The organism is Pseudomonas sp. MF09156 (genome assembly GCF_059862305.1).
Genome location: NZ_JCBCUR010000020.1, coordinates 12,519 through 27,938 on the forward strand (window position 1 = coordinate 12,519; position 15,420 = coordinate 27,938).

Consider the following 15,420-nt stretch of genomic DNA (forward strand, 5'->3'; position numbering starts at 1 on the left):
CCAGCGAACGGTGGCCGCAAATGAATCGGCCGCCTCAAGAGGCGGCCGGGTCATTGGTTCATTAGGTGTGATCGACCTTGATGGTCGGGTCAGCACCACTGATCAACGAATTGATCGTCTGCCCGGACCAGTTGTTACCTTCCAGCTTGATCGTCACATCCGCGTTGGCCAGGCCGCCGGCAGCGTTGAGCTTGCCTTCGGAACTGATCTGCAGCGTGGTCACGTTATCCACCGTGGTCAACTTCAGGAAGTTGTCGATGGTGCTGTCGGTTTCACCCTTGAGCAGGTCGCGCAGGTCGATACGGTCGCCTTCCGAGGCCTTGAAGTCCTTGATCACGTCGTTGCCGACGTCACCGGATCTCCAGACGAAGGTATCGGCACCGGTACCGCCGATCAGGATGTCATTGCCCTGGCCGCCGATCAGCGTGTCGTTACCCGTGCCGCCCAGCAGGATGTCGTTGCCCTTGCCCCCGTCCAGGTAGTCGTTGCCGCCCTGGCCGAACAGGATGTCATCACCCGAGCCACCCAGCAGGGTGTCATTACCGTCCTTGGCACCCGAGGTGTTGAACTCGTTGTAGTGCTCGGTGATGTACTTGTGCACATCCTGGCCGGTGACGGCAGCAACCGCCACGCCGTTTTTCCCTGCCACGTAGGACTGGATAGCGTTGTAGCCCTCGCCGGTAATGCCCGGGAAGCTCACCAGGTCGCCAAACAGGATGTCGTTGCCGTCACCCCCATCGACACGGTCGGCACCCGGCAGGGTGGCTTCGCTGCTACCGAGGATGGCGTTGGCCAGATCCTTGGGATCGATGTTGGCTTGTGGCTTGTTATCGCTGTCGTACGGTTTCAACTGATCCAGGCTGACGCCACTGTTGAGGCCGATGGCTTCGACACCGCCGGTGGACAGGCCCTTGAGCAGTGCAAATGCGCTATTGGAGTTGGTGGTGGTGGCGGTGTCGGTATAGTTGCCATAACCGTCGCGCACCGACAGCTCAAAAGTGCCATCCCCTTGGGCGTGGATGACTCCCGGGTTGTACTGCGACCAGCCCCCGTTGTTGATCCAGAGCGTCATTTTCCCTACAGCATCAATATCAATCAGGTGAGTCGAGTCGATAGTGATCCTGGTGGCGGTGCCTAAGGTGTAGTTGTTCATGTTGACGACATCATCCAGCTTGACGTTGCCGTACAAGGTCGGGTTGCCCTGCTCGCTGCGTTGGTAAAACGTCGGCTGGCCATCGGTGATGAAGTACGTTGTGTTGATTGCGCCAGTATTACTGGTCGCCTTGGCACTGTTGAAGAAGTTGGATGCGGCCTTGAACACGTCTTCGTAGTTGGTCCCGCCTTCAGACACCATCGAGTCCAGGACTTTCTGCAGGGCAGCCAGGGCGCCTGGGTCTTTCAGGTTGACCGTAACGGTCTGGTTGACTTGGGAATCGAAGTCGGCAAGGAAGATGTTCACGGTGCCAGAGGTGCTGGAGCCGATACTGTTTTTCAGTGAGTTGAACACGGTGGTCAGCGAGGCTTTCGCCGCCGCCACCGAGTCGTCGCCCATACTGCCCGACGTATCGATCATGAACGCGATGTTGTAGTTCTTGCCCTGGACCACGTTCAGGCCCGAAACGTCCGCCACAATGATGTCGTTGCCACTGGTACCGCTGACGTTGTCATCGCCCGAAGTCGCCGTGCTCCCGCTGTAGGTTGCCGGGTACACCTTGACCGGCAGATTAGCCACGGTTTGGGCAGAGCCGCCGAGGCTTTCGGTGGAGGTCGAGGTCACGGTCAGGTTGTACTGGCCGCTGGTGTAAGGCAGTGGCTTGAGGCTCAGGTTGTTGAGGTTCCAACCGGTGACGTCCACCTCGGTATGGCCCTGGGTCGCGGTGAAGGTATGCCCGGCACCATCGCTGAGCACTGCGCCCACCGGAATGCTGCCAATCTTCACGCTCAGGGTTTCAGAACCGTCGGTATCGGTCAGGCCGGTGGTGACCTTGGTCAGTTTGACCGTGCCGTTTTCCAGCCCTTCGTTGAGCTTGTACGCGTCGTAGTAGCCCTGGCCGTTGGTGCCGTGCAGGTCAGATACCTGCGCGCCGGCGCTGATCAGGTCGTTGATGCCGGTGTAGATCGGCATCGTGGTGTTGCTCAGGTTGGTTGCGGTGCCACCGTTGACCGACAGCTTGAGATCAAAGCTGCCCGGACCTGATTGGTTGGCATGGTAGATATCAATGCTGTAGTAGCCGTTGCTGGTCGGGGTGAACGTACCGTTGAACTGGCCGGAGTTGGAGCCCCAGGTACCGCTGGCCACATCTTTGCCGCCGATATTGACCAGGATGCTGTCATCGCCGTAGCCGCTGAAGGTGTACGACTTGCCGGCTTCCAGGTAGATCAGGCCGGAGGTCTTCGAGCCGGCACCGCCAGGCACATCGGCAGTAGGTAGGACGGTGGTCGAAACCGTCGTGCTGGTTGGCGTGCCGGCGTTATCGATGGCGTTTTTCAACACGGTCGGCGAGGCGCCGTTGCCGTTGGTGCCCAGGTTCGCAATGCTGTTCCAGCTCTGCTTGGTCAGGCCGACCGACGCAATGTTGTTATCGGCAACGCTCAAGGTCGGCGCATCTGCAACCGGGGTGATGTCGACTTTCACGGTGGTGCTGGTGCCCAGGTCCTTGCCATCGGTTGGCTGGAACTTGAACTGTGCGTAGTCCGCCTGCTTGTTGCCCACACCCGTGCCGCCGTAGCCGTCGGCTCCGGATTCGTTGGCGTTTGGCGTGAAGCGCAACTGGCCGCCGTCGATCTGCGCCTTTGTGAAGGTCTGGCCGGCGGTCACGTTGGTCCAGGTCGTGCCGTCCGCTGCCAGGTACTGCAGCTTGCCGGCCACCGGCAGCTCGGTGATTTTCACCCCGAGGCTGGCCTGCGGGGAATCCACATCGGTGACCCCAAAGTTGGCCCAGGTCAGCTTCAGCGGCGTGTCTTCGGTACCGGTGACGGCACTGCCAGTGGCAACCGGTGCGTCGTTGACCGCCACTACGTTGACCGTGGTAGTCGCCACGTTCGAGTAGTTGCCGCCATCGGTCACGGTCACGGTGATGGTCCGTGGCGTGGTGCTTGGGTCTTCGCTGCTGTTGCTGAACGTGATGTTCTTGATCTGCAACATGTAGTCAGCCAGCGACGCCGTACCGGTGAGGGTCAGGGTGATCTTGCCGGTGACCGGGTCCGTGACCGGGGTCACGGTAATGCCCGGGACGCTGGTGTAGCTCAACGAATCGTTCGGCTGAGTATTGGTCAGCACCACCGTGGCGCCCGTCAGCTGGGTGCTGTCCGGGTCGGTGATGCGGATGTCGGTGTCAGCAATCGACACGCCAGTGCCGCCTTCGGTGAACGTGGTCTTGAAGTCGTTACCGGTGGCGCCGCTGGAGTTGTTGGCGTCCAGGTCGATGGCCGGTGGTGCGTCGTTGTCGATGATCGACGTTTCGATTTTACCGTTGGTGGTGCTGATAGCCAGGTTCTCGAAATTGCCGCCGGAGGTCCCGGAGATACTGATCTCGAACTTCTCCGTAGGCTCGGTCAGCTTGTCGTCGATGGTCTTGATATCGAACGTCGCGCTGCTTTGGCCGGCCGGAATCTTCACTGTGTACACGCCGTTGAAGTCCGAACCGTCCTGGGCCACGCCTTTATACGAGAGCGTCACCGTGACTTCGGTGGCTGCCGGCTGGGTCAGGTTCAGCGTGTAGTGAGCGGTCTGGCCTTCGGTAACCGAGGTATCGCCCGCGATGGTGATCACGGTGTCGTTCGTCACGTCCGTTACCTTGGTAACCACTGGCGTGCCGACCGGGATCAGGTTTTCATACTTGTCGCCACCGCTGACCACGCTAGTGATCTTGGCGGAAATGTCCTTGGCGCCGATGTAGAAATCATTCGGCGCGGTGAAGTTGGCAGTGCTGCTGGTCTTGCCATTACCGATGGTAATGATCAAGTTGTTGTCCAGCTTGATCACCAGGTCGGAACCCACGTTGGTCACGGCCACGCCGTTCTTGTCTACCAAACTTGCGGTGTAGACGATCTGGCCGCCCTCGGCGACGCTGGTGGTGGCTGTCAGCACAACCTTCACATCGTCGATCGTGTCGTTGATCTGCGTCGTTGCGCCATCGCCTGCAACCACGAGTTTCTCGAAGTTGCCACCGTCGGTACCGGTGATCTTGACGGTCTGGGTGCTCTTGTCGATGAACACGTCATCGCCAGGGGCATCAACTGTCACGGTGCCGACGGTTTCGCCGGCCTTGATGGTGATGGTTTGCTTGTTGTCGAGGGTCAAGGTGACGTCAGTGTCAGCCTTGTTGCTCAAGGTGGCGGTGTAGGTGATCTTGCCGCCCTCACTCACTTCCGACGGCGCCGTCAGGGTCACGGTCGTGGTGTTATCGGTGCCTGGGGTATCAGTGACAGTCGTGGTGACCTTGTCGGTATTTGGAACCAGGTTTTCGAAGTGCGCGCCACCGGTGACTTCCTTGATGCCGGTAGTAACGGTTTGGTCGCCTTTGTAGACGTCGTCCGGCGCTACAACCGAAACAGTACCGCTCGACTTGTCCACACCGATGGTGATGACCTGGTTGTTATCCAGAGTCACAGTCACAGGGCTGGTGATGTTGGTTACCGGCGCACCGTTCTTATCCACCAAGGTGGCGGTGTAGACGATCTGGCCGCCTTCACCGACAGTTTTGGTCGCGGTCAGCACCACATCGACCTTGTCGATGGTGTCGTTGATCTGCGTCGTTGCACCGTTGCCCGCAACCACGAGTTTTTCGAAGTTGCCGCCGTCAGTGCCGGTGATCTGGACGGTCTGGGTGCTCTTGTCGATGAACACGTCATCGCCTGGAGCGTCCACTGTCACGGTGCCGACAGTTTCGCCGGCCTTGATGGTGATGGTTTGTTTGTTGTCGAGGGTCAAGGTGACGTCGGTGTCAGCCTTGTTGCTCAAGGTAGCGGTGTAGGTGATCTTGCCACCCTCACTCACTTCCGACGGAGCCGTCAGCGTCACAGTTGTAGTGTTATCGGTACCTGGGGTATCAGTAACAGTCGTGGTGACCTTGTCAGTCCCAGGAACCAGGTTCTCGAAGTGCGCGCCACCGGTGACTTCCTTGATGCCGGTAGTAACGGTTTGGTCGCCTTTGTAGACGTCGTCCGGCGCTACAACCGAAACGGTACCGCTCGACTTGTCCACACCGATGGTGATGACCTGGTTGTTATCCAGAGTCACAGTCACAGGGCTGGTGATGTTGGTTACCGGCGCACCGTTCTTATCCACCAAGGTGGCGGTGTAGACGATCTGGCCGCCTTCACCGACAGTTTTGGTCGCGGTCAGGATCACATCGACTTTGTCGATGGTGTCGTTGATCTGCGTCGTTGCACCATTGCCCGCAACCACGAGTTTTTCGAAGTTGCCGCCGTCGGTACCGGTGATCTTGACGGTCTGGGTGCTCTTGTCGATGAACACGTCATCGCCTGGAGCATCCACTGTCACGGTGCCGACGGTTTCGCCAGCTTTGATGGTGATGGTTTGTTTGTTATCGAGGGTCAAGGTGACGTCAGTGTCAGCCTTGTTGCTCAAGGTGGCGGTGTAGGTGATCTTGCCGCCTTCGTTGACGGCGCTTGGCGCGGTCAGGGTGACGGTGGTGGTGTTATCAGTGCCCGGTGTGTCGGTCACGATGGTGGTGACTTTATCAGTGCCCGGAACCAGGTTCTCGAAGTGCGCGCCACCGGTGACTTCCTTGATGCCGGTAGTAACAGTCTGGTCGCCTTTGTAGACGTCGTCCGGCGCTACAACCGAAACGGTACCGCTCGACTTGTCCACACCGATGGTGATGACCTGGTTGTTATCCAGGGTGATGGTCAGTGGACCTGTGGTGTTAGTGACGGGTGCGCCGTTTTTATCCACAAGGGTGGCGGTGTAGACGATCTGGCCGCCTTCACCCACGGTTTTGGTCGCGGTCAGAACCACATCGACCTTGTCGATGGTGTCGTTGATGGTGGTAGTCGCGCCATCGCCTGCAACCACGAGCTTCTCGAAGTTGCCACCGTCAGTCCCGGTGATCTGGACGGTTTGGGTGCTCTTGTCGATGAACACGTCATCGCCTGGAGCGTCCACTGTCACGGTGCCGACGGTTTCGCCAGCCTTGATGGTGATGGTTTGCTTGTTGTCGAGTGTCAGGGTGACGTCGGTATCCGCTTTATTAGAAAGCGTAGCGGTGTAGGTGATCTTGCCACCCTCACTCACTTCCGACGGAGCAGTCAGCGTCACTGTCGTGGTGTTATCGGTACCTGGGGTATCAGTAACAGTCGTGGTGACCTTGTCAGTCCCCGGGACCAGATTTTCAAAGTGCTCGCCACCGGCGACTTCTTTAATACCGGTAGTAACGGTTTGATCACCTTTGTAGACGTCGTCCGGAGCCACAACCGAAACAGTACCGCTCGACTTGTCCACACCGATGGTGATGACCTGGTTGTTATCCAGGGTGATGGTCAGCGGACCAGTGGTGTTAGTGACGGGTGCGCCGTTTTTATCCACAAGGGTAGCGGTGTAGACGATCTGGCCGCCTTCACCGACAGTTTTGGTCGCGGTCAGCACCACATCGACCTTGTCGATGGTGTCGTTGATGGTGGTAGTCGCGCCATCGCCTGCAACCACGAGTTTCTCGAAGTTGCCACCGTCAGTGCCGGTGATCTGGACGGTCTGGGTGCTCTTATCGATGAACACGTCATCGCCTGGAGCATCCACTGTCACGGTGCCGACAGTTTCGCCAGCCTTGATGGTGATGGTTTGTTTGTTATCGAGGGTCAAGGTGACGTCAGTGTCAGCCTTGTTGCTCAAGGTGGCGGTGTAGGTGATCTTGCCGCCTTCGTTGACGGCGCTTGGCGCGGTCAGGGTGACGGTGGTGGTGTTATCAGTGCCCGGTGTGTCGGTCACGATGGTGGTGACTTTATCGGTACCTGGAACCAGGTTCTCGAAGTGCGCGCCACCGGTGACTTCTTTAATGCCGGTAGTGACGGTTTGGTCGCCTTTGTAGACGTCGTCCGGAGCCACAACCGAGACAGTACCGCTCGACTTGTCCACACCGATGGTGATGACCTGGTTGTTATCCAAGGTGATGGTCAGTGGACCAGTGGTGTTAGTGACGGGGGCGCCGTTTTTATCCACAAGGGTGGCGGTGTAGACGATCTGGCCGCCTTCACCCACGGTTTTGGTTGCGGTCAGAACCACATCGACCTTGTCGATGGTGTCGTTGATGGTGGTAGTCGCGCCATCGCCTGCAACCACGAGTTTCTCGAAGTTACCGCCGTCAGTCCCGGTGATCTGGACGGTCTGGGTGCTCTTGTCGATGAACACGTCATCGCCTGGGGCATCCACTGTCACGGTGCCGACAGTTTCGCCGGCCTTGATGGTGATGGTTTGCTTGTTGTCGAGGGTCAGGGTGACGTCGGTGTCAGCCTTGTTGCTCAAGGTGGCGGTGTAGGTGATTTTTCCACCTTCACTCACTTCCGACGGAGCCGTCAGGGTCACTGTCGTGGTGTTATCGGTGCCCGGTGTGTCCGTCACGACGGTGGTGACTTTATCGGTACCTGGAACCAGATTTTCAAAGTGCTCGCCACCGGCGACTTCTTTAATGCCGGTAGTGACAGTCTGGTCGCCTTTGTACACATCGTCCGGCGCTACAACCGATACGGTACCGCTCGACTTGTCCACACCGATGGTGATGACCTGGTTGTTATCCAAGGTGATGGTCAGTGGACCAGTGGTATTAGTGACCGGTGCGCCGTTTTTATCCACAAGGGTGGCGGTGTAGACGATCTGGCCGCCTTCACCCACGGTTTTGGTCGCGGTCAGGATCACATCGACTTTGTCGATGGTGTCGTTGATCTGCGTCGTTGCACCGTTGCCCGCAACCACGAGTTTTTCGAAGTTGCCACCATCGGTGCCGGTGATCTGGACGGTCTGGGTGCTCTTGTCGATGAACACGTCATCGCCTGGGGCATCCACTGTCACGGTGCCGACAGTTTCGCCGGCCTTGATGGTGATGGTTTGCTTGTTGTCGAGGGTCAGGGTGACGTCGGTGTCAGCCTTGTTGCTCAAGGTGGCGGTGTAGGTGATTTTTCCACCTTCACTCACTTCCGACGGAGCCGTCAGGGTCACTGTCGTGGTGTTATCGGTGCCCGGTGTGTCCGTCACGATGGTGGTGACTTTATCGGTACCTGGAACCAGATTTTCAAAGTGCTCGCCACCGGCGACTTCTTTAATGCCGGTAGTGACAGTCTGGTCGCCTTTGTACACATCGTCCGGCGCTACAACCGATACGGTACCGCTCGACTTGTCCACACCGATGGTGATGACCTGGTTGTTATCCAAGGTGATGGTCAGTGGACCAGTGGTATTAGTGACCGGTGCGCCGTTTTTATCCACAAGGGTGGCGGTGTAGACGATCTGGCCGCCTTCACCCACGGTTTTGGTCGCGGTCAGGATCACATCGACTTTGTCGATGGTGTCGTTGATCTGCGTCGTTGCACCGTTGCCCGCAACCACGAGTTTTTCGAAGTTGCCACCATCGGTGCCGGTGATCTGGACGGTCTGGGTGCTCTTGTCGATGAACACGTCATCGCCTGGGGCATCCACTGTCACGGTGCCGACGGTTTCGCCAGCCTTGATGGTGATGGTTTGTTTGTTGTCGAGTGTCAGGGTGACGTCGGTATCCGCTTTATTAGAAAGCGTGGCGGTGTAGGTGATCTTGCCACCCTCACTCACTTCCGATGGAGCAGTCAGCGTCACAGTCGTGGTGTTATCAGTGCCCGGTGTGTCGGTCACGACGGTGGTGACTTTATCGGTACCTGGAACCAGATTTTCAAAGTGCTCGCCACCGGCGACTTCTTTAATGCCGGTAGTAACGGTTTGATCACCTTTGTAGACGTCGTCCGGAGCCACAACCGAAACAGTACCGCTCGACTTGTCCACACCGATGGTGATGACCTGGTTGTTATCCAGGGTGATGGTCAGTGGACCTGTGGTGTTAGTGACGGGTGCGCCGTTTTTATCCACAAGGGTGGCGGTGTAGACGATCTGGCCGCCTTCACCGACAGTTTTGGTTGCAGTCAGCACCACATCGACCTTGTCGATGGTGTCGTTGATGGTGGTAGTCGCGCCATCGCCTGCAACCACGAGCTTCTCGAAGTTACCGCCGTCAGTCCCGGTGATCTGGACGGTCTGGGTGCTCTTATCGATGAACACGTCATCGCCTGGAGCGTCCACTGTCACGGTGCCGACGGTTTCGCCAGCCTTGATGGTGATGGTTTGCTTGTTATCGAGCGTCAGGGTGACGTCGGTATCCGCTTTATTAGAAAGCGTGGCGGTGTAGGTGATCTTGCCACCCTCACTCACTTCCGACGGAGCAGTCAGCGTCACAGTCGTGGTGTTATCAGTGCCCGGTGTGTCGGTCACGACGGTGGTGACTTTATCAGTGCCCGGAACCAGATTTTCAAAGTGCTCGCCACCGGCGACTTCTTTAATGCCGGTAGTGACGGTTTGGTCGCCTTTGTACACGTCATCTGGAGCCACAACCGAGACAGTCCCGCTCGACTGGTTCACACCAATGGTGATGACCTGGTTGTTATCCAGAGTCACAGTCACAGGGCTGGTGATGTTAGTCACCGGCGCGCCGTTCTTATCCACCAAGGTCGCGGTGTAGACGATCTCGCCGCCTTCACCCACGGTTTTGGTCGCAGTCAGCACCACATCGACCTTGTCGATGGTGTCGTTGATGGTGGTAGTCGCGCCATCGCCTGCAACGACAAGCTTCTCGAAGTTGCCACCGTCAGTGGCGGTGATCTTGACGGTCTGGGTGCTCTTGTCGATGAACACGTCATCGCCTGGGGCATCCACTGTCACAGTGCCGACAGTTTCACCGGCCTTGATGGTGATGGTTTGTTTGTTGTCGAGGGTCAGGGTGACGTCAGTGTCAGCCTTGTTGCTCAAGGTGGCGGTGTAGGTGATTTTTCCACCTTCACTCACTTCCGACGGAGCCGTCAGGGTCACTGTCGTGGTGTTATCGGTACCTGGGGTATCAGTAACAGTCGTGGTGACCTTGTCAGTCCCCGGAACCAGATTTTCAAAGTGCTCGCCACCGGCGACTTCTTTAATGCCGGTAGTAACGGTTTGATCGCCTTTGTACACGTCATCTGGAGCCACAACCGAGACAGTCCCGCTCGACTGGTTCACACCAATGGTGATGACCTGGTTGTTATCCAAGGTGATGGTCAGTGGACCAGTGGTGTTAGTGACGGGGGCGCCGTTTTTATCCACAAGGGTGGCGGTGTAGACGATCTGGCCGCCTTCACCCACGGTTTTGGTTGCGGTCAGCACCACATCGACCTTGTCGATGGTGTCGTTGATGGTGGTAGTCGCGCCATCGCCTGCAACCACGAGTTTCTCGAAGTTACCGCCGTCAGTCCCGGTGATCTGGACGGTCTGGGTGCTCTTATCGATGAACACGTCATCGCCTGGAGCATCCACTGTCACAGTACCGACGGTTTCACCGGCCTTGATGGTGATGGTTTGCTTGTTGTCGAGGGTCAAGGTGACGTCAGTGTCAGCCTTGTTGCTCAAGGTGGCGGTGTAGGTGATTTTTCCACCTTCACTCACTTCCGACGGAGCCGTCAGGGTCACTGTCGTGGTGTTATCAGTGCCCGGTGTGTCGGTCACGACGGTGGTGACTTTATCAGTGCCCGGAACCAGATTTTCAAAGTGATCGCCACCGGCGACTTCTTTAATGCCGGTAGTGACAGTCTGGTCGCCTTTGTACACGTCATCTGGAGCCACAACCGAGACAGTCCCGCTCGACTGGTTCACACCGATGGTGATGACCTGGTTGTTATCCAGAGTCACAGTCACAGGGCTGGTGATGTTAGTCACCGGCGCGCCGTTCTTATCTACCAAGGTCGCGGTGTAGACGATCTCGCCGCCTTCACCCACGGTTTTGGTCGCGGTCAGCACCACATCGACCTTGTCGATGGTGTCGTTGATGGTGGTAGTCGCGCCATCGCCTGCAACGACAAGCTTCTCGAAGTTGCCACCATCGGTGCCGGTGATCTGGACGGTCTGGGTGCTCTTGTCGATGAACACGTCATCGCCTGGGGCATCCACTGTCACGGTGCCGACGGTTTCGCCAGCCTTGATGGTGATGGTTTGTTTGTTGTCGAGGGTCAAGGTGACGTCAGTGTCAGCCTTGTTGCTCAAGGTGGCGGTGTAGGTGATTTTTCCACCTTCACTCACTTCCGACGGAGCAGTCAGCGTCACTGTCGTGGTGTTATCAGTACCTGGGGTATCAGTAACAGTCGTGGTGACCTTGTCAGTGCCCGGAACCAGATTTTCAAAGTGCTCGCCACCGGCGACTTCTTTAATGCCGGTAGTAACAGTCTGGTCGCCTTTGTACACGTCATCTGGAGCCACAACCGAGACAGTCCCGCTCGACTGGTTCACGCCAATGGTGATGACCTGGTTGTTATCCAGAGTCACAGTCACAGGGCTGGTGATGTTAGTCACCGGCGCGCCGTTCTTATCCACCAAGGTCGCGGTGTAAACAATCTCGCCGCCTTCACCCACAGTTTTGGTCGCGGTCAGCACCACATCGACCTTGTCGATGGTGTCGTTGATGGTGGTAGTCGCGCCATCGCCTGCAACCACGAGTTTCTCGAAGTTACCGCCGTCAGTCCCGGTGATCTGGACGGTCTGGGTGCTCTTATCGATGAACACGTCATCGCCTGGAGCATCCACTGTCACAGTACCGACGGTTTCACCGGCCTTGATGGTGATGGTTTGCTTGTTGTCGAGGGTCAAGGTGACGTCAGTGTCAGCCTTGTTGCTCAAGGTGGCGGTGTAGGTGATTTTTCCACCTTCACTCACTTCCGACGGAGCCGTCAGGGTCACTGTCGTGGTGTTATCAGTGCCCGGTGTGTCGGTCACGACGGTGGTGACTTTATCAGTGCCCGGAACCAGATTTTCAAAGTGCTCGCCACCGGCGACTTCTTTAATGCCGGTAGTAACGGTTTGATCACCTTTGTACACGTCATCTGGAGCCACAACCGAAACGGTACCGCTCGACTGGTTCACGCCAATGGTGATGACCTGGTTGTTATCCAGAGTCACAGTCACAGGGCTGGTGATGTTGGTTACCGGCGCGCCGTTCTTATCTACCAAGGTCGCGGTGTAGACGATCTCGCCGCCTTCACCCACGGTTTTGGTCGCGGTCAGCACCACATCGACCTTGTCGATGGTGTCGTTGATGGTGGTAGTCGCGCCGTTGCCTGCAACGACAAGCTTCTCGAAGTTGCCACCGTTAGTGCCGGTGATCTGGACGGTCTGGGTGCTCTTGTCGATGAACACGTCATCGCCTGGAGCGTCCACCGTCACGGTGCCGACGGTTTCGCCAGCCTTGATGGTGATGGTTTGTTTGTTGTCGAGGGTCAGGGTGACGTCGGTATCCGCTTTATTAGAAAGCGTGGCGGTGTAGGTGATTTTTCCACCCTCACTCACTTCCGAAGGAGCCGTCAGCGTCACTGTCGTGGTGTTATCGGTACCTGGGGTATCAGTCACGACGGTGGTGACTTTATCGGTACCTGGAACCAGATTTTCAAAGTGCTCGCCACCGGCGACTTCTTTAATGCCGGTAGTAACGGTTTGATCGCCTTTGTACACGTCATCTGGAGCTACAACCGAAACAGTCCCGCTCGACTGGTTCACGCCAATGGTGATGACCTGGTTGTTATCCAGAGTCACAGTCACAGGGCTGGTGATGTTAGTCACCGGCGCGCCGTTCTTATCCACCAAGGTCGCGGTGTAAACAATCTCGCCGCCTTCACCCACGGTTTTGGTCGCGGTCAGCACCACATCGACCTTGTCGATGGTGTCGTTGATCTGCGTTGTCGCCCCACCCGGTGCGATATCAAGCTTCTCGAAACCGCCACCCACGACGTCCGGATTGATCGTGACGTTGATCGGGCCTGCATCTTTGAATACGTCGTCGCTCGGTGCCTTGGACGTCACCTGGCCGGTCGTCTCGCCCTTGGCGATAGTGATGACGTCACCATTGCTCAAGGTCAGGGTCAGGTCGCTGCCGGCCTTGTTGCTCAAGGTCGCGGTGTAGGTGATGTTGCCACCTTCGTCGGCCTCGCCTGGCGCAGTCAGGGTGACGGTGGTGGTGTCGGTGGTGCCGGGTGTGTCGGTCACGGTGGTGTTGACCGGCGTGGTGCCAGGCACCAGGTTCTCGAAATGCGCGCCGCCGGTCACATTGGTGATAGCGGTGGTGACGGTCTGGTTGCCCTCATACACATCGTTTGGCGCAACAGTGCTGGCAGTGCCCGCGGATTGGCCGACGCCAATGGTGATGGTCTGGCCATTGTCCAGCGTCACGGTCAACGGATTGGTGGTGTTGGTGACCGGGTTACCTGCCTTGTCCACCAGCGATGCGGTGTAGACGATCTGACCGCCTTCGCCCACGGTGGTTGTGGCGGTCAGGACCACATCGACCTTGTCGATGGTGTCGTTGACGGTGGTGGTCGCGCCATCGCCTGCCACTTCCAGTTTTTCGAAGTTACCGCCATTAGTCTCGACGATCTTTACCGTTTGCGTGCTTTTGTCGACAAACACATCATCGCCCGGAGCATCGACGGTGACGGAGCCAACGGTTTCACCTGCCTTGATGACGATGGTCGAACCGTTGTCCAGCTTCAGGGTAACGTCGGTGTCCGCTTTATTGGACAGCGTGGCGATGTAGGTGATCTGGCCGCCTTCGCTGACATCGCCAGGCGCAGTCAGCGTCACCGTGGTGGTGTCGACCGAATCGGTGATGGTGGTGACGGCTGGCGTGGTGTTGGGCACCAGGTTTTCAAAGTTGCCACCGGTTGTGCCGGTGATGGTCGTCGTGACGGTGCTGCCGTTGACGTAGACGTCGTTCGCCGGGGTGTCGACCACTACGGTACCGACGGACTCGCCGGCCTTGATGGTGATCACCGAACCGTTGGACAAGGTCACGGTCACCGGGGTTTGCGCCGGGTTGGTCAGCGTCGCGGTGTAGGTGATCTGGCCGCCTTCGGTGACCGTGTTGGTCGCGGTCAGGGTTACGCCGGTGTCGTCGACCGAGTCGGTAATCGTCGTGACGGCTGGTGTGGTGTTGGGCACCAGGTTTTCGAAGTTGCCACCAGTTGCCCCGGTAATGGTGGTGCTGACCGTACTGCCATTGGTGTAGACATCGTTGGCCGGCGTGTCGACCACCACCGTACCGGTGGACTTACCCGCCTCGATGGTGATCACCGAGCCGTTGCTCAAGGTAATGGTGACAGGCGTCTGCGCCGGGTTGGTCAGCGTCGCGGTGTAGGTGATCTGACCGCCTTCGGTCACCGTTTCGCCTGCTGTCAGGGTCACGGTGGTGGTGTCGATGGTGTCGGTGATCTGGGTAACTGCCGGCGTCGGGTCGACGGTCACGATCAGGTTGTTACCGCCAGTGGTGCCGGTGACGGTGACGCTGATCTGGCCTGGATCGATGTACGGGCTGTCGTTGGGCGCCAGGGGCACATTCACGGAGCCAGTCACCTGGCCGGCCGGGATGGTGATCACCGCGCCGTTGGACAGGGTGACGGTCAGGTTGCTGGTGGACGGCTGGGTCACCGTGGCGGTGTAGGTCAGCACGCCGCCGGCTTCGGTGATGGTCGGGGTGGCGCTCAGCGACAGGGTCGACGGCAACGGTGCTGCCGTGAGGGGATCGGTCGGCTGCCCGCCGAGTTCGTTGGTCAACGCATTGGTACCGAACCCCAGGCCTGCCGTCGGGAAACCAATGGACGGATCAACCGAGCCAGCCGTCTCATTGAGCATCACAAAGCTGTGGCCGCCACCGGCAGCGCCCGTGCCAGAAGCTGTCGCGCCTGCGGCAGTGGCTTCCAGGTCGGTGGTCGGGTCAGCGCCGGCGGCAATGGCCTGCTGCAGTTCGGCAACCGAAGGCGCGGCCTGTGCGGTGGCTTGGCTCAGGTCGGTGCTGGAGTCGGGCGCGTTGGCGCTCCACTGGGTATCACGGCCCAGGTCCAGGGTGCGGCCATCGGCCAGCTCCAGGCTGACGGCGCCCGACATGCCGGTGTCTATCTGGTCGCCGGCGAACAGGCGATCACCCTCAACAAGCACCCGACGGGCGCCTTCCGGAGAAATGACGAAAACTTGGCCAACAATGCTTTTGACGATTGCAACAACACTGCTCATTGAAGATTTCTCCGGCGATCCATTCTGTGGGTGTTCCTGTGGCTGAGACCCTATGGGATTCATCAACCTGGGAAGTGCGTAGTTTATAAAACGGGTGACGTCAAATAATTGGCTATATTTTTTGGCGATTTACTTTATGCCAAACTATT

1 protein-coding gene is annotated in these 15,420 nt (G+C 58.2%); it reads right to left on the reverse strand.

All coding sequences use genetic code 11. From position 1 onward, the window contains the following. Positions 1-61: 61 nt before the first annotated feature. A complete protein-coding gene (locus AC19YY_RS27000; protein ID WP_500605122.1) occupies positions 62-15,271 on the reverse strand; it encodes a retention module-containing protein in 15,210 nt (5,069 codons plus the stop codon). Positions 15,272-15,420: the final 149 nt, after the last annotated feature.

What these genes read in the sequence shown, in the direction of transcription:
- AC19YY_RS27000 (WP_500605122.1), bottom strand. Translation starts at nt 15,271, where the DNA reads ATGAGCAGTGTTGTTGCAATCGTCAAAAGCATTGTTGGCCAAGTTTTC.